Origin of the sequence: Nocardioides sp. NBC_00368, from assembly GCF_036090055.1 — a bacterium.
In the GTDB taxonomy this organism is placed as follows: Bacteria; Actinomycetota; Actinomycetes; order Propionibacteriales; family Nocardioidaceae; genus Nocardioides.
Genome location: NZ_CP107970.1, coordinates 5,861,206 through 5,885,150, shown reverse-complemented (window position 1 = coordinate 5,885,150; position 23,945 = coordinate 5,861,206). Strand labels below are relative to the sequence as shown.

Sequence of the window (23,945 nt, the reverse complement as noted above, 5' to 3'; positions counted from 1 at the left end):
TCCAGAAGAGATGCCGAGGCGTCGGCCCCGTCGGGCGAGGCGTCGGCCCCGTCGGGCGAGGCGTCAGCCCCGTCGGGCGAGTTGGCATGGCGATGCCAACTCGACCGACGTAGGTGACGTCTCGGCCGACGTACGTGACGCCTCGGCGGTATCGGTCAGCTCGGCCTGTGGGCAGCCGAGGACCGCACGACCAGCTCGGGCTGCAGCAGCGGGGGCACCTCGACGGTGCCGTCGGCGATGGCCTTGGTGGCCACCTCCACGGCGAGCTCGCCCAGCGACGCGAAGTCCTGCCGGACGGTGGTCAGCGGCGGCCACAGGTAGGCCGCGTCCGGGACGTCGTCGAAGCCGACCACGCTCACGTCCTGCGGGACCCGGCGGCCGGCCTCGTGGAGCGCCCGGATCACGCCGAGCGCCATCGAGTCGTTGGCCGCGAAGACGGCGGTGACCGACGGGTCCCGGGCGATCGCGGCACCGGCCTCGTAGCCGCTGCGGCTCGACCAGTCGCCGAAGATCTCCGGGCCCGGTCGGGCGTCGGCGTCGCGGAGCGCGGCCAGCCAGCCCTCCCGGCGCTGTCCGGCGTCGATCCAGCCGACCGGACCGGCCACGTGGGCGATGGTGCGGTGGCCGAGGTCCAGCAGGTACTGCGTGGCCAGCACGGCTCCGGCGCGCTGGTCGATCCCCACCGAGCGTACCCCCTCCGGCGGGTCGCTGTGGATCATCACGACCTCGACGGTGGACGCGATCTGGGCGACCAGGTCCTCCAACGACTGGTGCGAGACGCCGAGGAGCACAGCCTCGACCGCGTCGTCGAGCAGCGCCTCGATCGCCCCCTCCGCCGAGGTCGCGTCCAGGTGCGGCACCGGGCTCAGGATGATGTCGTAGCCGGCCCGCTGGCCGGCCTGGTGCACCGAGGCGGCCAGGGTGCCGGGCCCGTACAGGTGCGGCTGGGAGTAGAGCAGGCCCAGACGTCCGGACCGCCGGGTCACCAGTGCCCGCGCCGACTTGTTGCGCCGGTAGCCCAGCTCCTCGATAGCCGCCAGCACCCGGTCGCGGGTGTCGCCGCGTACGGCATCGGAGCCGTTGACCACCCGGGACACGGTCTGGTGCGAGACCCCTGCCCGGGCCGCCACATCCGCCATGCTCGGCGCGTTCTTCGACTCCCCGTGAACCATGCGGTGATCCTAAGCGGGATCACCCAGGACGGGTGGGAGGCCCTCAGCTCACCTCGAGATCGGGAAGCCCGTGACGCGCTCGGGTGAGCGCGGCCGCGAGCGGGGCGCAGCGCCCGTCAGGGACCAGCGCGGCGAGTTCGTCCGGGTCCTCGGGCAGGCCGAGCTCCCCGGCCTGGTCCAGGAGCGGGCCGTCGAGGAAGGGGGACAGCGCCGGCCACACGTCCTGGACCTCGCGGCAGAAGATCCGGGCTCCGACCGGGCCGATGCGCGGCGACTCGGTGAGCGCGTCGATCAACGCGTCGGCGTCGTCGCGGGAGGAGGGGCGGAGCCGGCGGAGGTCTCCGCGGTAGGTGTCCAGCAGCCACCGGGCCTGCTCCTCGAGCTTGGTCGCGGTGCTCTCGTCGTAGCGGCGGTAGTGCGCCCGCCCGAGCGCGTCCACGCGCTGCTGCCAGGTCGAGTCGAGCAGCCGTTGCGGCGTACGCCATCCGGCGGCCGACACCTCGCGCGCCGCCGCGACCGCGATGTCGGTCGAGATCCGGGTCGAGGAGAGCATCGCCAGGACGAGCAGCCGGTAGAGCGGCGACGGCTTGTCCCGGAGCCGGATGCCGGCCTCCTCGGCGTACGTCATGCCGCCGGCGTCGAGCAGACGCCGCACCACGTCGCGCTCCCGTTCACTCACCCCATCGACGTACCCGACGCGCGGCGGCCACATGCGTGGACCGCCGAGGCTGGGATCGGCAGACCCTGGATAGACCCGGGTGAGCGACCGAGGATGGATCCGACCCCAGAGCCCTTCTCGAGGAGCAGACCGATGCCACGCCGACCCATCGACATCACGATCCCGGACCTGTCCGGCAGACGAGCCCTGGTCACCGGAGCCAGCGACGGGATGGGGCTGGTGATGGCCACCCGGCTCGCGGCCGCCGGAGCCGAGGTCGTCATACCGGTACGCAACGCCGCCAAGGGCGAGAAGGCGCTGGCCACGATCCGCGGAAAGGTCCCGGAGGCGAGGGTCTCGCTGCGCGACCTCGACCTGTCCTCGCTGGCGTCGGTGGCGGCGCTCTCCGAGACGCTGCTGGGCGAGGACCAGCCGTTCCACCTGATGATCAACAACGCCGGGGTGATGACGCCGCCGGAGCGGCAGACGACCGCCGACGGGTTCGAGCTCCAGCTCGGCACCAACCACCTCGGCCACTTCGCCCTCGTCGCCAAGATCCTGCCGCTGCTGCGGGCCGGGCAGGCTCGGGTGACGTCCCAGGTCAGCGTCGCCGCGAGGCGGGGCGCGATCAACTGGGAGGACCCCAACTGGGAGCAGAGCTACCATGTCATGAAGGCCTACAGCCAGTCCAAGGTCGCCGTCGGCCTCTTCGGCCTGGAGCTGGATCGGCGCAGCCGGGCCGGCGGCTGGGGCATCACCAGCAACCTCTCCCACCCCGGCGTCGCCCCGACCAACCTGCTGGCCGCGCGACCCGAGATCGGACGTACGACCGACACGCTCTCCGTACGCATGATCCGCTGGCTCTCGGCCCGCGGGATCCTCCTCGGCACCCCCGAGACCGCCGCCCTCCCCGCGCTGCTGGCCGCGACGTCGCCCGAGGCCGTCGGCGGCCGGATGTACGGCCCCAGGGGGCCGGGAAACCTCGGCGGCGCGCCCGCCGAGCAGGCGCTCTACCGGCCGCTGGTCAACGCCGAGGACGCCGCACGCCTGTGGGAGATCTCCGAGCGCCTCACCCGGATCGCGCTGCCGACCTCCTGAGCGCGGCCCCGAAGCCGTATGCTGCCGTCCTCCCGGGCGCGGCCCGGGCCCACGGAACGGAGCCATGGATGCGGGTGCTGTTGTCGACGTACGGGTCGCGCGGCGATGTCGAGCCGTTGGTGGCGCTGGCGGTGCAGCTGCAGCGGAGGGGCGCCGAGGTGCGGATGTGTGCGCCGCCGGACGCGGAGTTCGCCGACCTGCTGTCACGGGAGGGTGTACCGCACGTGCCGTTCCTCAAGCCGTGGCGGTCGTGGGAGCGGCCACCGACGCCCGAGGAGCGTCACCAGCGGGTGACGGACTTCATCACGGCGCAGTACGACACGGTGGCCGAGGCCGCTGAGGGCTGTGACGTGGTGGTCGCCACCGCGATGTCGCAGTTCGTCGCGCCCTCGGTGGCCGAGAAGCTCGGTATCCCCTACCACTACGTCCTGTTCTGCCCCGATGTCGTCGACGGCCTGGGCGGGCGCAGCTTCACCGAGCTGTTCAAGGAGCCTCTCGACGCCCACCGGACCTCGATCGGGCTCTCGCCGGTCACCGATGTCGCCGAGTTCATGTTCACCACTCACCCGCTCCTGGCGGCCGATCCGACCCTCGGCCCGTGGAACGGGACGCCAGGTCTCGACGTCGTGCAGACCGGCGCCTGGGTGCTCGACGACGACCGCCCGCTCCCGGCCGATCTGCTCGGCTTCCTGGACGCCGGCGAGGAGCCGGTCTATGTCGGGTTCGGCAGCATGCGCACCGTCGGCGAGGAGAGTGTGCGGGTCGCGGTCGAGGCCATCCGCGCGCAGGGACGGCGAGTGGTCATCGGGCGCGGCTGGGCGGGACTGGACGTCGTCGACGGCCGAGACGACTGCTTCGTCGTCGGTGAGGTCAACCACCGCAGGCTCTTCGGCCGGGTCGCCGCCGTCGTCCACCACGGTGGCGCGGGCACGATGACCACGGCCTACCGGGCCGGCGCACCGCAGGTGGTCGTCCCCCAGGCCGGCGACCAGGTGTACTGGGCCGGCCGCGTCGCCGATGTCGGTGTCGGGGTCGCCCACGACGGCGCCGCACCGACGGTCGAGTCGCTCACCGCTGCTCTCCGCGCCGCGCTCGCACCCGAGGTCCGCGCCCGCGCGACCGCGATGGCCGCCGAGGCCCGGGTCGACGGAGCGGCGGTCGCGGCGAATCTTCTGCTCGGCGGCGAGGCCTGAGCCTCAGCGCCCGAGCACGTGGCGCAGCGTCTCCTCCAGCGTCGGATGGCGGAACTCGTGGTCGCTCCCGAGCGTGACCGGCTCGACCCGCTGGCTCGCCAGCGCCATCTCGTCCGCCCCCTCCTTGCCGAGCAGGAGCCGCGGGCCGAGGGCCGGGGTGGGCAGCAGCGCGGGGCGGCGTAGCACGTGGGCGAGGGTCTGCGCGTAGACCCGGCCGGTGACCGGCTCGGGAGCGACCGCGTTGACCGGACCGTCCAGCGTCTCGTCGAGGAGCGCGCGGTGGTAGATGTCGACGAGGTCGTCGATGCCGATCCAGCTCAGCCACTGCTCGCCGCTGCCGAGCCGCCCGCCCAGGCCGGCCGCGAAGAGCGGTCGCTGCAGCCGCAGCGCTCCCCCGGCGGGCGTCTGGACGATCCCGGTCCTCACGTTCACCACTCGCGGTCCGTCGACCCGGCTCGCAGCCTCCCAGTCGGCGACGACGTCGGCGAGGAATCCCGTGCCCGGCACCGAGGTCTCGGTGAGGACCTCGTCACCTCGGTCGGCGCCGTAGATCCCGATCGCGGACGCGCTCACGAAGGTGGGTACGCCGCTGCGGGCCGCCGCCTCGACGAGCCGCCGGGTCGGCTCGATCCGGGAGTCGCGGATCGCCGCCTTGTGCGCCTGGGTGAAGCGGCCCGCGATGGACGCTCCGGCCAGGTGGACGACCGCGTCGACCCCGTCGAGGAGGTCAGGCGCGGGGGCGGACGGGTCCCAGCGGCGCTCGTCCTCCCCCGCCGGGGCGTGCCGCACCAGCCGGATCACCCGGTGGCCGCCCGTGGTGAGGAACGGGACCAGGGCGCGCCCGACGGTCCCGCTCGAACCGGTGACCGCGACGGTGAGGGCTTTGCCGCCTGCGTACGTCCGGTGGTGGGCGGCCAGATCGGCGCTCAGCTGGGCGTGGCGGTAGCCGAGCATCCGGTCCACCATCTTCCCGAGCACGTTGGTCTCGATCCGGTCGGTGACCAGCGTGGCCTCACCGGATGCGGCGAACTCGTGCCGGTGGGTCCACGACAGCGGCCGCAGCGACGCGAGCCGGTCGGTGAACAGGTGTGGCGGGTCGTAGGCCTCGGGGTCGTGGCGGGCGACCCAGTCCACGCCGCGGCCGAGCGAGAGCACCGCGGTGCCGTCGGCCAGGTCGGTCGCCTCCACCCGCACCTCCCCCGGCGTCCACGGTGGCATCAGCCGGTGGATCGCTCCCGGCCTCCGATGCCACTCGAAGACCTCTTCGATCGGTGCCTCGACACGTGTCGTCAGCGAATGGACCCGGACCAGCGGCGACGTCATGCCCGAAGCCTTGCGCGGATCGGCCGGACGTACAACCTCCCTGCTCAGGCGTCGATGAAGTCGGGCCGCCGGCGCTCGAGGAAGGCGGCCCGGCCCTCGGCGAACTGCTCGCCGGCGAGGAGCTCGACCTGGAGGTCGGCCTCGGCCGCGAGTACGCCGTCGAGACTCTGGTCGGCCTGGGTGAGGATGCGCCGCGTTCCGGTCACCATCGGCGCCGAGAGCTCGGCCACGCGGGCGGCCAGCTCGACCGCGTGGTCGAGGGCGGTGCCGTCGTCGACGACGGTCTCGACCGCGCCGATCCGCTCGGCCTCGGCGGCGTCGAAGGTGCGTACGGTCAGCAGCAGCTCGCGTGCGCGTCCCTGGCCGACGCGGCGCGGGAGGGTGTAGGCGAGGCCGGTGTCGGGGCCGAGGCCGATCTTCCCGAAGGAGGTCGAGAAGGTCGCCGAGCGGCCGGCGACCACGAGGTCGCAGGCGGCGGCCAGGGCGAGGCCGAGGCCGTAGGCGCCGCCCTCGACCGCGGCCACGATCGACCGCTCGCCGTTGACGAGCTGGCGTACGACGGCGTTGACGACGTCGAGACGCTGCCGGGCGACATCGCGGTCCTGCGACATCGACCGGATGTCGCCGCCCGCGGAGAACACCGAGCCGGAGCCGGTCAGGACGACGGCGCGGGCCTCCACCTCGGCTGCCCGGAGCGCGTCGAGCAGGTCCAGCCGGTCGGCGAGGTCGAGCGCGTTGCGGCGCTCGGGGCGGTCGAGGGTGAGGATCCGGACGTGGCCCCGGTCCTCGACGCGGACCGCCCTGGCACGCGCCGAGGTCATCCCTGGAACTCCTTGACCATCTGCTTGGCGATGATCAGCTTCTGGATCTCGCTGGTGCCCTCGTAGAGGCGGAAGAGCCGCGCGTCGCGGTAGAACCGCTCGACCGGCACCTCGCGCATGTAGCCGAGACCGCCGTGGATCTGGACCGCGCGGTCGGCGATCCGGTCGACGGCCTCGGTGCAGAACAGCTTGCACAGCGACGGTGCCGTACGCCGGTCGCTGCCGTCGTCCCAGCTGCGGGCGGCCTCGAGCACCATCGCCCGACCGGCGTACGCCTCGGTCCGGCTCTCGGCGAGCATCGCCTGGATCAGCTGGAACTCGGCCAGCTTCTGGCCGCCCTGGCCGTTGGTCGTGGCGTGGCGCAGGCTCTCCTCGATCAGCCGGTCGGCCAGGCCGACGGTCAGCGCCGCGATGTGCAGCCGGCCCTTGGCCAGCGACCGCATCGCCGCCGAGAAGCCCTCGCCCTCGACCTCGCCGACCAGGTTCTCGGCGGGCACCCGCACGTTGTCGAGGAAGATCTCCGAGGTCACCGCACCGCGCTGACCCATCTTGTGGTCGCGCGGCCCGATGGTGACGCCGGGGGCGTCGGTCGGCACCACGAACACCGAGATGTTCTTCGCGCCCTCGGCGAGGTCGCCGGTCCGGGCGAAGACCATGAGCAGATCGGCCCAGATCGCGTTGGTGATGAAGCGCTTCTGCCCGTTGATGACGTACGCATCGCCCTCACGCACCGCGCGCGTGCGCAGGCCGCTCGGGTCGGAGCCGGCCTCCGGCTCGGTCAGCGCGAAGGACGCCACCAGGTCGCCGCCGGCCAGCCCCGGCAGGTACTGCTGCTTCTGCCGCTCGGTGCCGCAGTTGACCAGCACCTGACCGGCGATCCCGTTGTTGGTGCCGAACATCGAGCGGAACGACGGCGTCGTCCAGCCGAGCTCCATCGCCAGCCGGACCTCCTCCGACATGGTGAAACCGAGACCGCCGTACTCCTCGGGGATCGCATAGCCGAACAGCCCCATGGCCGCGGCCTGCTGGCGGAGCCGGTCGGGAATCTGGTCGGTCTCCTCGATCTCGTCCTCGGCCGTGACGACCTCCTTGCGGACGAACGCGCGGACGGCGTCGAGGATCGAGGTGAACTCGTCGGGCTCCATGGGTGCTCCTTCGTGCGGGATCAGGGCGTGGGAACGGGTACGTCGCCGGGCCGGCCGACCACACCATCTGCGGCCAGCCGGTCGATGGTGCCGGTGTCGAGGCCGAGCTCTGCGAGGACGGCATCGGTGTGGGCGCCGAGCTCGGGGATCGCTCCCATCGGCAGCTCGACGTCGCGGAACGTCATCGGCGGCAGTACGCCGCGGACCGGCCCTGCGGGGGTGTCGACATCGCGCCACCGGTCGCGCCCGACGAGCTGCGGGTGGTCGACGAGGCCGGACATGTCGTTGATCTGGGCAGCGGGCACGCCGGCCGCGGCGAGCCGGGCATCGAGGTCGGCGGTGGCGAAGCCACGGGTGTGCTCGGCGACGACCGCGTCGCACTCCTCGCGGTTGGCGACGCGCAGCGGGTTGGTGGCCAGCCGCGGGTGGTCGGCGAGGTCGGGCCGGAGGAAGACGTCGGTCACCAGCGCCCGCCAGCCGCGGTCGTTCTGGACGCCGATGAGGATCTCCCCGTCGGCGGTCGGGTAGGCGTCGTAGGGGGCGATCGAGGCGTGACTGAGTCCCATGCGCGGGATCTGGCGGCCGCCGTACATCTGCATGTACATCGGGTGGCCGAGCCACTCCACGGTCGCGTCGAACATCGACACGTCGACGATGCCGCCCCTGCCGGTGCGCTCGCGGCGGAACAGAGCGGCGACGATCGCCTGGCTGGTATAGAGCCCGGCGGCGATGTCGGAGCTCGGGACGCCGGTCTTGGTCGGCGTCTCGGGGGTCCCGGTGACCGAGATCAGGCCGGACTCCGCCTGGATCAGCATGTCGTAGGCCTTGCGGTCGCGCAGCGGACCGCCGGTGCCGTAGCCGGAGATGCCGGCGACGACGAGCCGCGGGTGGCGTTCGGCGAGCTCCTCGGCTCCGAGGCCGAGCCGCTCGGCGGCACCCGGCGCGGCGTTCTGCAGGAACACGTCGGCTCCGGCGACCAGCCGGCGCGCGAGCTCGGCGCCGTCGGGCGACTTGAGGTCGAGCGCCACCGACTCCTTGCCGCGGTTGAGCCACACGAAGTGGGAGGCGAGGCCGTGCACCGCGTGGTCGTAGTTGCGCGCGAAGTCGCCCTCGCCCACCCGCTCGAGCTTGATCACGCGGGCACCGAGGTCCGCGAGGTGACGGGTGGCGAGCGGGGCCGCGACGGCCTGCTCGAGGGCCACCACGGTGATCCCCTCCAGCGGCAGCAGGTCGGTGGCCGTGTCGGTGGTCATGCGGAAAAGCATGGCGCGACTTCTTATGCCCGTCCAATACCTAATCCTTGGATGATTGTTCCAACTGATGCAAGAGTTGTCCCCATGGACCTGCACCATCTCGAAGCGTTCCTGGCGGTCGCCGAGGAGCTGCACTTCGGCCGGGCCGCCGAGCGGCTGCACATCGCCCAGCCGCCGCTGAGCCGCACCATCAAGCAGCTCGAGCGGGACCTCGGCGCCCAGCTCTTCGACCGGACCACCCGGAGCGTACGGCTGACGTCGGCCGGCGAGGCGCTGGTGCGGCCGGCGCAGGAGGTGCTCGAGGGCATGCGCACCGCGCGCCGGGCGGTCCGCTCGGCGGGCCGGGGCGAGACCGGACGGGTCCGGATCGGTTTCGCCGGCCCCTCCTCCCACGTGCTGGTCGGCCAGCTCGGCCGGATCGTGCGCGAGCAGCATCCCGGGATCGAGCTGATGCTGCAGAGCACCACCTACAACTACGAGGCGCTGCGCTCGCTGCAGGACGGCGAGCTCGACCTGGCCATCGCGCGCTGGCGGATCGAGCCGCAGGGACTGGCGCACCGGGTGATCGCGATCGAGCACTACGTGCTCGCCGTTCCCGCCGGCCACCGGCTGGCCGGCCGAGGGCAGGTCAGCATGGCGGAGTGCCGGGACGAGCCCTTCGTGGCGCTGCCGGCGGATCCCGGCTCGAGCGTGCGCGACGCCTTCGTCGAGACGGCGTCCCAGGCCGGGTTCGTGCCCAACATCGTGCAGACCGCGCCGGACAGCTGGACCGCCGTCGCGCTGGTCGCGGCCGGCGTCGGCATCACGTTCACGCTCGACACCGCGATCGCCAACGTCGTGCAGACCGGCATCGACGTGGTCCGGATCAGCGAGTGCGAGCGGCCCACGTTCCAGCAGCTCGCCTGGCGTCAGGAGGACCGGAGCCCGGCGCTGCACGCCGTGCTGCGCGCCTCGGAGGAGGCCCTGCCGACCCCAGACCTGCCGACCCCGGACCTGCCGGTCAGCGGACCGTCGGCGCCTTGACCAGGCCGGCCTGCGACGCGGTCGCGACGTGGCGCCCGGCGGAGTCGAACACGTCCCCGACGCCGTGGGCACGCCCGTGCGCGACCGACTCCACCCGGCAGTCGAACTGGTGCCAGTCGCTCAGGTCGGAGGCGGCGTGGAAGGTGAGCGCGTGGGTGAGGCTGAGGATCCTCGCACCCGGTACGTGCCGCGCCGATCCGAGCGCCAGGAAGGCCGGCTCGAGCACGCTCATGTCCGTCACATAGGCGACCAGCGCCGCGCGCACGACCGGGTCGTCCGGCAGCGGGCCGGTGGCCCGGAGGAAGGTGGTCTGCCGGTCGCCGGGCTCGGCGGCGGCGACGTACGGCGGGGCGACGGCGTGCCGGAAGTGCACCGGGCGCTGCAGCCGCCACCACGGCGGGATCCGTTCGTCGGAGCCGAACCGGTCAGCCAGGTCCGGCAGCGTCTCCGGGTCGGGCGCCGGCCACGGGCGGACCGCGCTGTAGGACGGCAGGTCGTCACGGACCGTCGCCCAGCGGGTGACCGCACCGAAGAGCTCCTCCCCCGCCGCGTCGAGCAGCCGGCTGCGGCGGGTGGCCAGTGACGGCGCGTCCGAGACGACCGTGACCTCCCAGTGCAGGGGCCGGTCCGTCGGCACCCCGCCGACGAAGTCGGCCTGCAGGCTGACGATCCGCTGCTCGTCACCGACGCCGCGACCGGCCGCCACCAGCGCCTGCGCGAGCAGCAGACCGCCGAAGATCCGGTCGGCAGGATGCCGTTGCGGATGACCGACCCAGTGACTGACCCGGCCGGCCGGGTCGTCGGCGCAGCTCAGGTCGAGCAGGTCGAGCAGTTCCTCGAGGGTCACGGCAGCGCGGGCGTCGGCGGCAGGAGAGGCGGTGTCCACCCGGCTCATTGTGCCGACCTTTGTCATCACTTTCGATATCTGTCTCTAACTATTGATACCTGTTCATCAACAGTTGGCGGCGGAAGAAGTATTGGAGTTCAGCCCGCGGCGGGCGGCAGGCTGGGGCTATCGACCCACCCCCGCCTGCCCCGAGGAGCCCGCATGGCCGCGCCCGACAAGGTCACCGATCTCGCCTCGGCGGTGGCCACCCACGTACGGGACGGCATGACGGTCGCGCTGGAGGGCTTCGGCCACCTGATCCCGTTCGCCGCCGGCCACGAGATCATCCGCCAGGGCCGTCGCGACCTGACCTTCTGCCGGATGACCCCCGACCTGCTGGCCGACCAGATGATCGCCGCCGGCTGCGTCTCGAAGCTGGTCGCCTCGTTCTTCGCCAGCGGCTCGGCGGGCTCCCTGCACGAGGTCCGGCGCCGCGTGGAGAGCGCCGACCCGGCGCCGCTCGAGGTGGAGGAGTACAGCCACTACGGCATGGTCTGCCGCTACCAGGCCGGCGCCGCCGGCCTGCCGTTCTTCCCGCTCCGCTCCTACGCCGGCAGCGACCTCCCCAGGCTCAACCCCCTGATCCGCAAGGTCGCCGATCCGTACGGCGGCCCGGACATCTACGTGGTCCCGCCGCTGCGCCCGGACGTGACGATCGTCCACGCCCAGCGCGCCGACCGCTCCGGCAACGTCCAGATGTGGGGCATCGTCGGGGCACAGCAGGAGGCGGCGTACGCGGCCGAGACCGTGATCGCGACCGTCGAGGAGATCGTCGAGGAGGACGTGGTCCGCTCCGACCCGAACCGCACGGTGCTGCCCGCGCACGCGGTCACCGCCGTGGTGGAGTGCCCCGGCGGCGCGCACCCGTCCTATACGCAGGGCCACTACGACCGCGACAACGCCTTCTACCGCGAGTGGACGCCCATCAGCCGCGACCGCGAGGCGGTGCTCGGCTGGCTCGAGGAGTGGGTGTACGGCGTCCCCGACCGAGCCACCTACCTCGCCAAGCTCGGCGCGCAGCGCTGGGCCGGGCTCGGCGTCGCTCCCCGGCCCTCGCAGCCCGTCGACTTCGGCCGCCGCCGAGTGGCCGCCCAGGAGGCGTCATGACCGTCCCCCTCTCGGACGTGGCCCCGTCCAGCACCGAGTTCCTCGCGGCGGTCGCCGCCCGGCAGCTGGTGGGCAAGCGTCGCGTCTTCGCCGGTGTCGGGCTGCCGACGCTCGCGGTCGACCTGGCGCGGCGCACCGTGAACCCCGACGTCGAGCTGGTCTACGAGTCCGGCATCTGTGGCGCGCAGCCCGAGGGCCTGGCGGAGGGCATCGCCGACTCGGTGCTGGTCTCCGGCGCCGCCGCGGTGCTCAGCATGCCCGCCCTGTTCGGCTACGTGCTCCAGCGCGGCCACGTCGACGTCGGCTTCCTCGGCGCCGCCCAGGTCGACCGCTGGGGCAGCCTCAACACCAGCTTCATCGGCGACTGGGACAGGCCGACGGTGCGGCTGCCGGGCGCCGGCGGCGCGGCGGAGATCATGCCGAACGCCGGCGAGTGCGTCGTGGTGCTGCGCCGCCACGACCCCGGCGCCCTGCCGGCCGAGCTCGACTTCTGCACCTCCCCCAGCCCGGTACGTGCCCACGAGGAGGACCCGCGGATGGTGCCGCCCGGCCACGGGGTCGCCACCGTGATCACCCCGATGGCAGTGCTCCGCCGCCCGGACAAGCTCGGCGAGCTCGAGATCAGCGAGGTCCACCCCGGCCTCACCGTCGACGACGTCCGCGCCGCGACCGGGTGGGAGATCCGGGTCGCCGACGACGTACGCGAGACCGCTCGGCCCACCGTGGAGGAGGTCCGGCTGCTCCGCGACGAGATCGACACGGTGCGGCTCTACCTGCGATGAGCCCGTCCACCCTCACGTACGAGCCGCGCCGGGCGGCGTACGTCGCCCTGCTGGCGTGCTCGACGCTCGGCACCCTGTCGAGCACGATCATCAGCGCGCCGATCAACGTGATCGCGCACGCGATCGGGGCCTCGCCGCGCGGGATCGTGTTCGCTGTCAGCGCCTTCACCCTGGCGATGGTCGTGTGCGCCCCGGTCTCGGGCTGGATGTGCCAGCGGTTCGGCCCCCGGCGGGTGCTCGCCGGGTCGCTGGTGCTGATGGTGGCGGCGCAGGCGGGGGCGGCCTTCAGTCAGGACCTCGCGTTCCTGGTCGTGATGCGTGCCCTGCAGGGGGTCGCGTGCTCGGCGGTGCCGCCCGCGATCCAGCAGGTGCTCGGTCGCCACTGGGCCGGCAACCGGGCCCGGGTGATGGCCGCGTGGGCGGCCGCGATCGGGGTCGGCCAGGCGCTCGGTCCGCCCCTCGGCGGCCTGGTCGCCGACACCCTCGGCTGGCGGTGGGTCTTCATCACCCACGCCTCGCTCAGCGCCGTGCTGCTGGTGCTGTGCCTGACCGTAGTGCCGGACGTCCCGCCGTCGTACGCCCCGCTCCATGTCAGCGGCATGGCAACCCTCCTGATCGGGATCGGGGCCCTCGTCGGCGCGATCAGCTGGCTCGGCCAGCACGGCGGCATCCCGGTGGCAGCGGGGATGGCGGCCGTCGGTGTGCTCGCCCTGGTCGCGCACTCCCAGCTCGGCCGCACCGGTGCCGGACCGTTCGTGCCGCCCGGCCTGCTCAACGAGCGCAGGTTCATCGCGAGCACGATGGCCGCCGGCACGGTGATGGGGTGCCTGGGCGTGGCGATCGTCGCCACTCCCCTGCACCTGGGCCGCGACCTCGGGCTGGGGCCGGGACACATCGGCATCATGATGCTCGCGCTCGCCCTGGCGATGACCCTCGCGGCACCGCTCTCCTCGCGGGTCACCGAGCGGTTCACCGCCCGGCGCACGCTGCGGGGCGGGCTGGCACTGCTCGCGCTCGGCCTGCTCGCGCTGCCGCTGGCCGCGACCGCCTCCGGGTCCGGCGCGGTCGTCGCGCTCACCGTGATCGCACTCGTGGTGACCGGCTCCGCGATCGGCGTCGTGCAGGCGACCTCCGCGCTGGGCCTGATGACCTCCCCCGCGGCCGCCGACGGCGTCGCGCTCGGGCTCCACAACATGCTCCGCTTCACCGGCCTCGCCGTCGGCTACTCCTGGGTCGCGATCGCCTACCCGACCGGGAACCTCGCGCTCGTCTACGGCGTCCCGGTCGCCGCGGTCGCCGTCACCTGGGTGCTGGCCGGCCCTGGCCCGACCACGTCCGAGCCCTCGACAGAAAGGGTGTTCCATGACCATCGCTGACCTCGCTTCCGACGTGCCCGTCGAAGAGCTCGCCGGCCCGCTCGCCGGCCTGCGGGTGGTCGAGGTGTCAAGCTTCGTCGCCACCCCGCTGTGCGGCACCACGCTGGCGCAGCTCGGCGCGGAGGTGATCCGGGTCGAGCCGCTCGAGGGGGCACCCGACCGCACCCGCTGGCCGCTCAGCGACAGCGGCGCCAGCCTCTACTGGAACGGGCTCAACCCCGGGAAGAAGGCCATCGCCGTCGACTGCACCCGCCCGGAAGGTCGCCGTCTGGTCGCGGACCTGGTCGTCTCCGGCGGCCCGTCCGGCGGCATCGTGGTCACCAACACCGAGCGCTGGACGGAGCTCGGGTACGCCGCGCTGCGCGCCCGACGCGACGACGTCATCCACGTGCTCCTGACCGGGCGCCACGACGGCGGGACCGCCGTCGACTACACCGTGCAGGCCGGCACCGGCTTCCCGCTCGTGACCGGGCCGGAGGAGCACGCCGCACCGGTCAACGGCGTGGTGCCGGCGTGGGACCTCGCCGCCGGGCTCCAGCTCGCGACCGGCGTGCTCGCCGCCGAGCGCCGCCGTGCCGTCACCGGCGAGGGTGCCGAGGTGCGGGTCGCCCTGGAGGACGTCGCCCTCGCGGTCGCGGGCAACCTCGGCTACCTCGCCGAGGCGCAGCTGCGGCCGGCGAGCGAACGCGGCTCGACCGGCAACCACGTCTACGGCACCTTCGGCCGCGACTTCACCACCGCGGACGGCGACCGGTTCATGCTGGTGGCGCTCACCCCGCGGCAGTGGTCGGACCTGCTGGGCGTCACCGGCCTCGCCGAGGCGGTGGCCGCGCTCGCCCGCGCGCTCGACGCCGACTTCTCCGAGGAGGGCTCGCGGTTCCGGCACCGGACGGTGCTCGGCGGCCTGATCGCGGCCTGGTTCGAGCAGCACGACACGGCGTACGTCACGGGGGCGCTGGCGCAGACCCGGATCCTGTGGTCGCCCTATCGCAGCTTCCGCGACCTGGCCGCCGACGACGCCCGGCTGCTGCGCGAGCACCCACTGTTCTCGACGGTCACCCAGCCCGGTGTCGGCGACCTGCTCGCCCCCGGCGCGCCGATCACCGTCGACGGCCACCGGAGCGCGCCCCGGCCCGCACCCGCCGTCGGGCAGGACACCGGCGAGGTGCTCGCCGGCGCCCTCGGGCTGGCCACCGAGCAGCTGGACGACCTGCTCGGCCGCGGCGTCATCGGCATCTCGGCGGTCGCCCGATGAGCGCCGCCGAGACCGCCCGCACCTGGCTGTTCGTCCCCGGCGACCGACCGGAGCGGTACGCCAAGGCGGCCGCGGCCGGCGCCGACCTGGTCGTCCTCGACCTCGAGGACGCCGTCGCCCCCGCGGCCAAGGACGCGGCCCGCGCCCAGGTCATCGACTGGCTCCTCCGGGCCGAGGCCGCCGTCGCGGTGCGGGTCAACGCCGCCGGCTCCATCTGGCACGACGCCGACATCGCCGCGCTCGCGGCCCTCGGCAGTCCGACGACCGTGGTGCTGCCGAAGGCCGACAACCCCGTGACGGTCGAGGCCGTGATGTCCGCCCTTCCCGCCGGCTCCGCCGTCGTGGCGCTGGTCGAGTCCGCGCTCGGCGTGGCCCGGGCGGGCGACCTGGCCCGCTCCCCCGGCGTCGTACGCCTCGCCTTCGGCAGCTTCGACCTCGCCGCCGAGCTCGGGGTCGATCCCGACCACGCGCCGGCCCTCGCGCCCGCACGCGGGAGCCTGGTGCTCGCCTCCGCCGTCGGCGGGCTGGCCGGTCCCGTCGACGGGGTCACCGGGGACGTACGCGACCACGAACGGCTGACCGCCGACGTCGCCGCGGCCGCGGCCCTCGGGTTCGCCGGCAAGCTCTGCATCCACCCCGGCCAGGTAGTACCGGCAGCCGCGGCGCTGGCACCCACCGCCGACGAGGTCGCCTGGGCCGAACGGGTCCTGGCCGCCGCGACCGAGGACGGCGTCGCGCTCGTCGACGGCCGCCTGGTCGACGCGCCCGTCGTCGCCCGTGCCCGCCGCATCGTCTCCCTCACCCGACCCACCCCAGGAGCAGCCAGATGAGCAGCCTGACCCCCGACGAGCAGGACATGGTCCGCCTGGTCGCCGACTTCGTCGACGAGCGCGTGCGTCCCCGCGTGCGCGAGTTCGAGGCGGACGACGTTTACCCCGAGGAACTCATCGAGGAGATGAAGAAGCTCGGCTTCTTCGGCCTCCTGGTTCCGGCCGAGCACGGCGGCGTCGACGTGAGCACCGCCTGCTTCGCGCGGGTCACCGAGGAGCTCGCCCGCGGCTGGATGAGCCTGGCCGGCGCCATCGGCGGCCACTCGGTGATCAGCTATCTGGTACGCCACTTCGGCACCCCGCAGCAGCAGGAGACCTACCTGCCGAGGATGGCCGACGGGAGCCTGCGCGCCACGATGGCGCTGACCGAACCGTCCGGCGGCAGCGACCTGCAGGGGATGCGTACGTTCGCCGACACCGACGGCGACGACCTGATCATCACCGGCTCGAAGACCTGGATCTCCAACGCCCAGCACGCCGGCCTGATCGGGCTGCTCTGCATCACCGACCGCTCCGCCTCCCCGGCCCACCAGGGCATGAGCGTGGTGCTGGTCGAGCCGGGCGACGGGCTCACCGTCTCGGGCAAGATCCCCAAGCTCGGCTACCGCGGCGTCGAGGCCTGCGAGCTCACCTTCGACAGGATGCGGGTGCCCGCGACCGCCGTCCTCGGTGGTACGCCCCACCTCGGCTGGGGCCAGATGATGCGCGGCCTCGAGGTCGGCCGGATCCAGGTCGCCGCCCGCGCCGTCGGCGTCGGTCAGGCGGCGCTCGACGACGCCCTGGCCTACGCCCAGACCCGGGAGAGCTTCGGGAAGCCCATCTGGAAGCACCAGTCGGTCGGCAACCTGCTCGCCGAGATGGGCACCAAGATGCGCGCCGCTCGGCTGATGACCCTCGACGCCGCCGACCGGCTCGACGCCGGCGACCGCGCCGACATGGAAGCCGGGATGGCCAAGCTCTTCGCCTCGGAGGCGGCCATGCAGGTCGCCCTCGACGCGGTGCGGGTGCACGGCGGCTACGGCTACTCCAAGGAGTACGACGTGGAGCGCTACTTCCGCGACGCCCCGCTGATGATCGTCGGCGAGGGCACCAACGAGATCCAACGCAACGTGATCGCCGCCCAGCTGGTGGCGCGCGACCAGAAGGGAAAGAACTGACATGGCACTTCTCGACAACAAGACCGCGGTGATCACCGGCGGGGCACAGGGCATCGGGCGCGCCGTGGCGGAGAGGTTCGTGGCGGAGGGTGCCCGCGTGGTCATCGCCGATCTCGACGGCGCCGCCGCCGAGGCCACGGCCAAGGAGCTGGGCCCCGACGTCGCCACCGGTGTGGCCTGCGACGTGGTCAGCGGTGAGGACGTCGAGCGTGCGCTGGAGACCGCGGTCGCGACGTACGGCTCGCTCGACGTCGTCGTCAACAACGCCGGCATCACCCGCGACGCGACGATGCGGAAGATGACCGAGGACCAGTTCGACCAGGTCATCGCGGTGCATCTCAAGGGCTGCTGGCACGGCACCCGGCTCGCCGCCGCCCGGATGCGGGAGCAGAAGTCCGGCGCGATCGTGAACATCTCCTCGATCTCCGGCAAGGTCGGCATGGTCGGGCAGACCAACTACTCGGCGGCGAAGGCCGGCATCGTCGGCCTGACCAAGGCCGCGGCCAAGGAGATGGCCCACCACGGGGTGCGGGTCAACGCGATCCAGCCTGGGCTGATCCGCTCCGCGATGACCGAGGCGATGCCGCAGCGGATCTGGGACGAGAAGATGGCCGAGATCCCGATGGGCCGCGCCGGCGAGCCGGACGAGATCGCGAACGTCGCCCTCTTCTACGCCTCCCCGCTCTCCTCCTACATGACCGGCACGGTCGCCGAGGTGACCGGCGGAAGGTACATGTGACCTGGCGACCGCGGCGGATGACGTCGATCGAGACTCTCGAGACGGGTCCGGTCGCCGCCCTCGGCGCGCTCGTCGACAGCGGCGCCCCGGTGCCCGCCGCCGGGGACGTACTCCCGCCCTTGTGGCACTGGGTCGCGCTCCCGCGGTGGCCGGTGTCGTCGGTCATCGGCATCGACGGCCACCCGCGGCGCGGCGACTTCCTGCCTCCGATCGACCTGCCGCGGCGGATGTTCGCCGGCGGCGAGGTGATCTTCCACGGCGACCTCCGGGCGGGCGCCCGGGTCGTCCGCCAGTCCGACGTCGTCTTGGTCGAGGAGAAGTCGGGCCGGAGCGGCCGGTTGGCCATCGTCGAGGTACGCACCCGGCTCCTCGACGCGGACCGGGACGACCTGCTCGTGGAGGAGCGCCAGGACCTGATCTATCGCGACGCCGCACCGACGCCGACGTCGTTCCCCGACCCGGAGCCCGCCTCGGCGGTCCCACCGGCCGGTCCGCCGCTGGTCGCCGAGGTCGGCGGATGGCGCTTCGTCACCGACCCGACGCTGCTGATGCGGTTCAGCGCGGCGACCGCCAACCCGCACCGGATCCACTACGACTGGCCCTACGCCACCCGGGTCGAGGGTTATCCGGGTCTCGTCGTGCACGGCCCGCTCTCGGCCCTCGTGCTCGCCGAGGCGCTCCGACTGGCCCATCCCGACCGGGCCGTACGCCGGCTGAGGCATCGCAACACCGCTCCCCTGTTCTGTGGGGACCCCGCCCACGTCGGGATCGACGCGCCGACACCCGACATCGCCGAGGTCGCGCTGCGGCGTCCCGACGGCACCGCGCTGGCCGGCCTCACGGCCGAGCTGACCACCACCCCTGAAAGGCACCCTTCATGAATCACCCCTCCCGCGACGTGGTCATCTGCGAACCCGTCCGCACCCCGATCGGTCGCTACGGCGGCGTCTTCAAGGACCTGACCCCGGTCGACCTCGGCGTCACCGCGCTGCAGGGCCTGCTCACCCGCACCGGCATCGACCCGGAGCGGATCGACGACGTCATCCTCGGCCACTGCTACCCCAACGCCGAGGCGCCCGCGATCGGTCGCGTCGTCGGCCTCGATGCCGGGCTCCCGGTCACCGTCGGCGGCCAGCAGGTCGACCGCCGCTGCGGCTCCGGCCTCCAGGCCGTCGCCAACGCGGTCATGCAGGTGGCCTCCGGCGCCAGCGAGATCGTGGTGGCCGGTGGTGCGGAATCGATGAGCAACGTCGCCTTCTACTCGCTCGACATGCGCTGGGGTGGCGCCCGCACCGGCGTGCAGATCCACGACGGCCTCACCCGCGGCCGGCAGACGCCGGGCGGCCGGTTCCACCCGGTCCCCGGCGGCATGCTGGAGACCGCGGAGAACCTGCGCCGTGAGTACGCCATTCCCCGCGAGGAGCAGGACCGGCTCGCCGTCGGCTCCCACCAGCGCGCGGTCGCCGCCCAGCAGAGCGGCGTCTTCGCCGAGGAGATCGTGCCGGTCACGGTGCCGTCCCGGAAGGGCGACGTGGTCGTCGACACCGACGAGCACCCTCGTGCCGACACCACGCTGGAGTCGCTCGCGAAGCTGCGGCCGATCCTCGGCTCCTCCGACCCCGAGGCGACCGTCACCGCCGGCAACGCCAGCGGCCAGAACGACGCCGCCGCGATGTGCCTGGTCACCACCGCCGAGGTCGCCGAGCAGCTCGGCCTGCGGCCGCTGGTCCGGCTGGTGTCCTGGGCCGCCGCCGGCGTACGTCCTGATGTGATGGGCATCGGCCCGGTCCCCGCCACCGAGGCAGCCCTGGCGAAGGCCGGCCTGACCTTGGCCGACATGGACGTCATCGAGCTCAACGAGGCCTTCGCCGCCCAGGCGCTCGCGGTGATGCGCGAGTGGAAGTTCACCGACGAGGACCTCCAGCGCACCAACGTCCACGGGTCCGGTATCTCGCTGGGTCACCCCGTCGGCGCCACCGGCGTACGCATGCTCGGCACGCTCGCCCGCGAGCTGCACCGCCGCGAGGCCCGCTACGGCCTCGAGACAATGTGCATCGGCGGTGGCCAGGGCATGGCCGCGGTCTTCGAGCGGGTGGTCTGATGCGTACGTTCGAATCCGTCGAGGCGATCGAGGCCGCCGTCGGCGAGGATCTCGGCACCACCGACTGGGTGCAGATCGCGCAGGAGCGGGTGGACCGCTTCGCGGAGCTCACCGGCGACCGCCAGTGGATCCACGTCGACGTCGAGCGCGCCACGGCGTCGTCGTTCGGCAGCACCATCGCGCACGGCTACCTCACCCTGTCGATGCTGCCCGGCTTCGCAGGCGAGCTCTACACGATCGAGGCCGGCTCCGCCCGGCTCAACTACGGCCTCGAGAAGGTGCGGTTCCCCGCTCCGGTCGAGGTCGGCTCGAAGATCCGGGCCACGCCGCGGATCAAGGAGGTCCGCCCGGTCTCGGCCGGGACCCAGGTGGTCGTCTCCTGGACCGTCGAGGCCGAGGGGGCCGAGCGACCGGTCTGTGTCGCGGAGAGCATCACGCTGGTCCTTCCCTGACGTCCCCCGAGTGCCGCCGACCCGCCCTCCGGCCGGTCGGCGGCTTCGTCATGCCCGGTCCACCATTAAGCGCAGGACGGGTATCAATGCCATCCATATTTGGTGTTGGACGTGCAATGGCGCGGGTTCTTAGTGTGAACGCGGTCACACAGCATTCCGGTGCGTGACGACACACAACCCCCGGAGGAGCAGTCCCCATGACCCAGTCAACGCGCGTCCCCGACGAACGGATGGCCCGCAAGGCGGGCATCGCCGCCTTCGTCGGCACCACGATCGAGTGGTACGACTTCTACATCTACGGCACCGCGTCCGCGCTGGTCTTCGGGCCGCTGTTCTTCAGCAACGCCGAGCCCGCCGTCGCGACCCTGCTCTCCTTCGCGACCTTCGCCGTCGGGTTCCTCACCCGGCCGCTCGGCGGGGTGGTCTTCGGCCACCTCGGCGACCGGATCGGCCGCAAGCGCTCGCTGATCCTGACCCTGCTGCTGATGGGTGTCACCACCGTCGGCGTGGGCCTGCTGCCGACGCACGCGGCCATCGGCGCCGCCGCACCGGTGCTGCTGATCATCCTCCGGCTGCTGCAGGGCCTGGCCGTCGGTGGCGAGTGGGGCGGCGCGGTGCTGATCGCGACCGAGCACACCCGCGCCGACCGCGGCTTCCTCTTCGGCGCCTTCGCCCAGCAGGGCTCCCCCGCCGGCCGGATCCTGGCCACCCTCAGCTTCCTCGCCGTGACCGGCCTGCTCCCCGACGACGCCCTGCTCGAGTGGGCCTGGCGGCTGCCGTTCCTGGCCTCCGCCGCGCTGGTCGTGGTCGGGCTCGTGATCAGGCTCAGCCTGGAGGAGTCCCCGGCGATGAAGGAGCTCCACGAGCGCAACGAGGTCGTACGCGTCCCGGTGGTCGAGCTGTTCCGCACCAACTCCCGCGAGCTGACCCTCGGCGTCTTCGGCATCCTGTGCGTCTTCGTGGTCGTCTACGCCCGCGACACCTTCGCGCTCGCCTGGGCGACCACCCACCTCGGCTTCGAGAAGGACTCCTTCCTCACCATCATCCTGATCGCCAGCGTCGTGCAGTTCTTCGTGCAGCCGTTCGGCGCGATCCTCGCCACCCGCTGGAACCCGCGCACCCTGGTCACCGTCCTGCTCGCCCTAGAGATCCCCGCTCTCGCGCTCATGTTCGTGCTGATGGGCACCGGCAACTGGACCCTCGCGATGCTCGGTGCGGTGATGGCCACGATCCCCGACGTGATGTTCTACGCCGTCATGGCCGGCATGCTCGCCCAGGCCTTCCCGGCCCGGGTCCGCTACACCGGCATCTCGGTGACGTACGGCCTCTCCGGGGCCCTGTGCGGGACCACGCCGATGATCCTGCAGTGGCTCCTGGACACCTCCGGCAGCATCGTGGTGCCGGTTGCCTTCGGTGTGGTGACCACGGTGATCTCCCTGGTCTGCTCCCGGGCGCTGCTCGGCCGTGGTGCCGCAGAGTCGGAGGGCGCCGAGGACGCGGCGAGCGTTCCCGCCACCCGCTGAGCGCGGCGTTCTCAGCGGAGATCGACCGGGCCCTCGCCGACCGCGAGGGCCCGGTCGATGTCATCGGGCCACCCCCGGCGCGACCGTTCGGCAGTTACCCGATCTTCGGCATGCGCAGGTACCCCAGGCGGGATAACGATCGGATAACGAGGAACGAGCGTCGAGCCCCCAGACGACGCCCTCCCACCTCTGGAGCAACCATCCGTCCAGGCCGCAGCCGCACGCGCCGACGGGAGCCCGCATCTGAGAAGCGGGCCCACCATCCCACGTAGACAGCGACCGCGAGGTCTCTGAAAGGGGACACGCCATGCGCTCGATACCGAGCCCGCTCATGCCTCGCGCCCGTAAGCCGAGGTTCTTCAAGAAGTTGGCGGCGCTGTGCGCCACCGCCCTCGTCGTCACGACACTGGTCTCCTCCGGCGCCTCGGCTTCCCATCCCGAGGCCAGCCTCGCCGGCAGCAACTTCGAGATCGACGTCGACGCCAACCTCAAGGTCGACGACCCATCGCCTTCCACCGACTGGGCGGGCGTCAACGAGATCCGCGCGACCGACAAGGTCAACGGCACCGGAGACAACTCCTACGCCGGCGGCGTCAAGGAGGACACCTCGTGTCCGAGCGAGGTGACCGACTCGATCCCGCCGAACAAGAGCGACCTGCTGAGCTTCCACGTCTACCGGGAGGCCGGCACCGGGTCACACCCCGGATTCCTGAACCTCGCCTGGAGCCGCGTCAGCGACCCGAGCGGCACCACGTTGATGGACTTCGAGTTCAACCAGTCCAGCACCAAGTGCGCCTCCGGCCCCAACGTCGTCCGCACCGCCGGTGACCTGCTCATCGAGTACGCCATCGACCAAGGTGGCTCCCGGGCCGACATCACCGCTCGCCGGTGGACCGGCTCCGCCTGGGGTCCCACGACCGACCTGGACGTGCCCTCCGCCACGTGCGGCGGTGCTCCCTGCGCGGCCGGCACGATCAACTCCTCGACCATCCCGGCCGCCGACTCCGACGGGCTGATCACCTCCGGGTCGAAGCAGGCACGGACCTTCGGTGAGGCGCAGATCGACCTGCGGCTCATGTTCCAGCCCGACAAGTGCGCCTCGTTCGGCAGCGCCATGCTGAAGAGCCGCTCCTCGGACTCCTTCACCTCACAGCTGAAGGACTTCGTGGCACCGGTCGGGATCAACCTGCAGAACTGCGGCCAGGTCATCATCCGCAAGCAGACGCAGCCGCACGAGGACCCGAACTCGACCGACTTCGGCTACACGAAGTCGTTCAGCACCGATCCCAGCTCGGCGAACACGTTCACGCTCAGGGACGACGGGGTCAAGGACTACGGCAAGACCGTTCTCTTCGGCAGCGGCTACACGGTCGTCGAGGACGTGATCCCGACGAACTGGGCCTTCGTCAGTGTGAACTGCGACGCCAGTACCGGGGTCACGCCGAGCATCGACGGCGCGACCGTGACCTTCGCGATCGACAGCGACGCCGACGTACTCGACTGCACCTACACCAACCGGCTCCAGCTCGGAGCGCTGAAGATCCTGAAGAACAGCACCAAGGACGGAGCGGTCGCCAACGCCGGCGCGGTCTTCACCTACGACGGCACCAGCGTGACCGACAACGGCACCGGTGACGAGGATCCCGACATCGGCGAGGTCTGCGTCTCCGGCCTCGCGCTCGGCGACTACGACGTCACCGAGACGTCGCCGCCGCCCGGCTACGCCGACGCCCCCGGCGGTGCGCAGACCGTCACCGTGGTCACCGGCACCAACTGCACCGACAACCAGCCGGCCGGTGCGGCGGTCGCGACGTTCACCAACGCGCCGCTCGCCGACATCCAGGTCAACTTCCGTGACGGCGGCTCCGGCGAGACCAGCCTGACGTCGCTGACCTGCGAGAACACCGGCACCACGCCGGACACCGGCACAGCAAGCGGCTGGGACGACACGGTCACCCACGAAGGCATCGCGATCGACCCGTCGCCGCGGACGATCACCTGCACCATCGTGATCGATCCCTGATCCCTCACATCACCCCAGCCGCGGGGGC

Annotated in this window: 22 protein-coding genes; 15 read left to right on the top strand and 7 right to left on the bottom strand. The window is 72.4% G+C overall.

Annotated elements, in window-relative coordinates:
* Nucleotides 1-155 precede the first annotated feature (155 nt).
* Entirely contained in the window at nt 156-1,172 is a 1,017-nt protein-coding gene (locus tag OG984_RS28140) for a LacI family DNA-binding transcriptional regulator (protein ID WP_328529383.1), read from the bottom strand.
* Nucleotides 1,173-1,215: 43 nt separating this feature from the next.
* Entirely contained in the window at nt 1,216-1,851 is a 636-nt protein-coding gene (locus tag OG984_RS28135) for an endonuclease (protein ID WP_328529382.1), read from the bottom strand.
* A gap of 132 nt (nt 1,852-1,983) precedes the next feature.
* Here OG984_RS28135 and OG984_RS28130 point away from each other — a divergent pair, with 132 nt between their 5' ends.
* Nucleotides 1,984-2,928 (top strand): SDR family oxidoreductase, encoded by a 945-nt coding sequence (locus OG984_RS28130; protein ID WP_328529381.1) that lies wholly within the window; start codon nt 1,984-1,986, stop codon nt 2,926-2,928.
* A 68-nt stretch (nt 2,929-2,996) separates the two neighbouring features.
* Nucleotides 2,997-4,121 (top strand): glycosyltransferase, encoded by a 1,125-nt coding sequence (locus OG984_RS28125; RefSeq protein ID WP_328529380.1) that lies wholly within the window; start codon nt 2,997-2,999, stop codon nt 4,119-4,121.
* A 3-nt stretch (nt 4,122-4,124) separates the two neighbouring features.
* On the opposite strand, the gene OG984_RS28120 is transcribed toward OG984_RS28125, so the two are convergent.
* The 4 genes from OG984_RS28120 to OG984_RS28105 are packed head-to-tail and all read right to left on the bottom strand — an operon-like array spanning nt 4,125 to nt 8,663.
* Nucleotides 4,125-5,444, bottom strand: a complete 1,320-nt coding sequence (locus OG984_RS28120) for a TIGR01777 family oxidoreductase (protein WP_328529379.1) — start codon at nt 5,442-5,444, stop codon at nt 4,125-4,127.
* A gap of 44 nt (nt 5,445-5,488) precedes the next feature.
* On the bottom strand, nt 5,489-6,265 hold the full coding sequence (locus tag OG984_RS28115) for an enoyl-CoA hydratase/isomerase family protein (protein ID WP_328529378.1): 777 nt from the start codon (nt 6,263-6,265) through the stop codon (nt 5,489-5,491).
* On the bottom strand, nt 6,262-7,410 hold the full coding sequence (locus tag OG984_RS28110) for an acyl-CoA dehydrogenase family protein (RefSeq protein ID WP_328529377.1): 1,149 nt from the start codon (nt 7,408-7,410) through the stop codon (nt 6,262-6,264). The genes OG984_RS28115 and OG984_RS28110 overlap by 4 nt, the downstream gene beginning before the upstream one ends.
* A 20-nt stretch (nt 7,411-7,430) precedes the next feature.
* Nucleotides 7,431-8,663: a CaiB/BaiF CoA transferase family protein gene (locus tag OG984_RS28105; RefSeq protein ID WP_328529376.1), complete on the bottom strand. Its 1,233-nt coding sequence runs from the start codon at nt 8,661-8,663 to the stop codon at nt 7,431-7,433.
* Between the two features lie 84 nt (nt 8,664-8,747).
* On the opposite strand from OG984_RS28105, the gene OG984_RS28100 reads away from it, so the two are divergent.
* Nucleotides 8,748-9,686, top strand: coding sequence for a LysR family transcriptional regulator (locus OG984_RS28100; RefSeq protein ID WP_328529375.1), 939 nt, complete (start codon nt 8,748-8,750; stop codon nt 9,684-9,686).
* Here the strand turns inward: OG984_RS28100 and OG984_RS28095 are convergent.
* Nucleotides 9,664-10,581, bottom strand: coding sequence for an acyl-CoA thioesterase (locus tag OG984_RS28095; protein WP_328529374.1), 918 nt, complete (start codon nt 10,579-10,581; stop codon nt 9,664-9,666). The genes OG984_RS28100 and OG984_RS28095 overlap by 23 nt on opposite strands.
* Nucleotides 10,582-10,734: 153 nt before the next feature.
* On the opposite strand from OG984_RS28095, the gene OG984_RS28090 reads away from it, so the two are divergent.
* The 12 genes from OG984_RS28090 to OG984_RS28035 all read left to right on the top strand — a co-directional run bounded on the left by OG984_RS28090 (nt 10,735) and on the right by OG984_RS28035 (nt 23,917).
* Nucleotides 10,735-11,679, top strand: a complete 945-nt coding sequence (locus OG984_RS28090; RefSeq protein WP_328529373.1) for a CoA transferase subunit A — start codon at nt 10,735-10,737, stop codon at nt 11,677-11,679.
* Nucleotides 11,676-12,461, top strand: coding sequence for a CoA-transferase subunit beta (locus tag OG984_RS28085; RefSeq protein ID WP_328529372.1), 786 nt, complete (start codon nt 11,676-11,678; stop codon nt 12,459-12,461). Before OG984_RS28090 ends, OG984_RS28085 begins: the two co-directional genes overlap by 4 nt.
* Entirely contained in the window at nt 12,458-13,837 is a 1,380-nt protein-coding gene (locus OG984_RS28080; protein WP_328529371.1) for an MFS transporter, read from the top strand. Before OG984_RS28085 ends, OG984_RS28080 begins: the two co-directional genes overlap by 4 nt.
* Nucleotides 13,824-15,092 carry a CoA transferase gene (locus tag OG984_RS28075; protein ID WP_328529370.1) on the top strand — a complete coding sequence of 423 codons (1,269 nt, stop codon included), beginning with the start codon at nt 13,824-13,826 and terminating at the stop codon, nt 15,090-15,092. Before OG984_RS28080 ends, OG984_RS28075 begins: the two co-directional genes overlap by 14 nt.
* Nucleotides 15,089-15,922: an HpcH/HpaI aldolase/citrate lyase family protein gene (locus OG984_RS28070; RefSeq protein ID WP_328529369.1), complete on the top strand. Its 834-nt coding sequence runs from the start codon at nt 15,089-15,091 to the stop codon at nt 15,920-15,922. Before OG984_RS28075 ends, OG984_RS28070 begins: the two co-directional genes overlap by 4 nt.
* A complete protein-coding gene (locus tag OG984_RS28065) occupies nt 15,919-17,079 on the top strand; it encodes an acyl-CoA dehydrogenase family protein (protein ID WP_328529368.1) in 1,161 nt (386 codons plus the stop codon). The genes OG984_RS28070 and OG984_RS28065 overlap by 4 nt, the downstream gene beginning before the upstream one ends.
* Nucleotide 17,080: 1 nt before the next feature.
* Nucleotides 17,081-17,818, top strand: coding sequence for a 3-oxoacyl-ACP reductase FabG (gene fabG / locus OG984_RS28060; RefSeq protein WP_328529367.1), 738 nt, complete (start codon nt 17,081-17,083; stop codon nt 17,816-17,818).
* 17 nt (nt 17,819-17,835) lie between these two features.
* A complete protein-coding gene (locus tag OG984_RS28055) occupies nt 17,836-18,699 on the top strand; it encodes an FAS1-like dehydratase domain-containing protein (protein ID WP_328529366.1) in 864 nt (287 codons plus the stop codon).
* Nucleotides 18,696-19,919, top strand: coding sequence for an acetyl-CoA C-acetyltransferase (locus tag OG984_RS28050; RefSeq protein WP_328529365.1), 1,224 nt, complete (start codon nt 18,696-18,698; stop codon nt 19,917-19,919). The genes OG984_RS28055 and OG984_RS28050 overlap by 4 nt, the downstream gene beginning before the upstream one ends.
* On the top strand, nt 19,919-20,371 hold the full coding sequence (locus OG984_RS28045) for a MaoC family dehydratase (RefSeq protein WP_328529364.1): 453 nt from the start codon (nt 19,919-19,921) through the stop codon (nt 20,369-20,371). The genes OG984_RS28050 and OG984_RS28045 overlap by 1 nt, the downstream gene beginning before the upstream one ends.
* A 197-nt stretch (nt 20,372-20,568) precedes the next feature.
* On the top strand, nt 20,569-21,894 hold the full coding sequence (locus OG984_RS28040; protein ID WP_328529363.1) for an MFS transporter: 1,326 nt from the start codon (nt 20,569-20,571) through the stop codon (nt 21,892-21,894).
* A gap of 331 nt (nt 21,895-22,225) precedes the next feature.
* Nucleotides 22,226-23,917 carry an MSCRAMM family protein gene (locus OG984_RS28035; protein ID WP_328529362.1) on the top strand — a complete coding sequence of 564 codons (1,692 nt, stop codon included), beginning with the start codon at nt 22,226-22,228 and terminating at the stop codon, nt 23,915-23,917.
* The last annotated feature ends 28 nt before the right edge of the window (nt 23,918-23,945 follow it).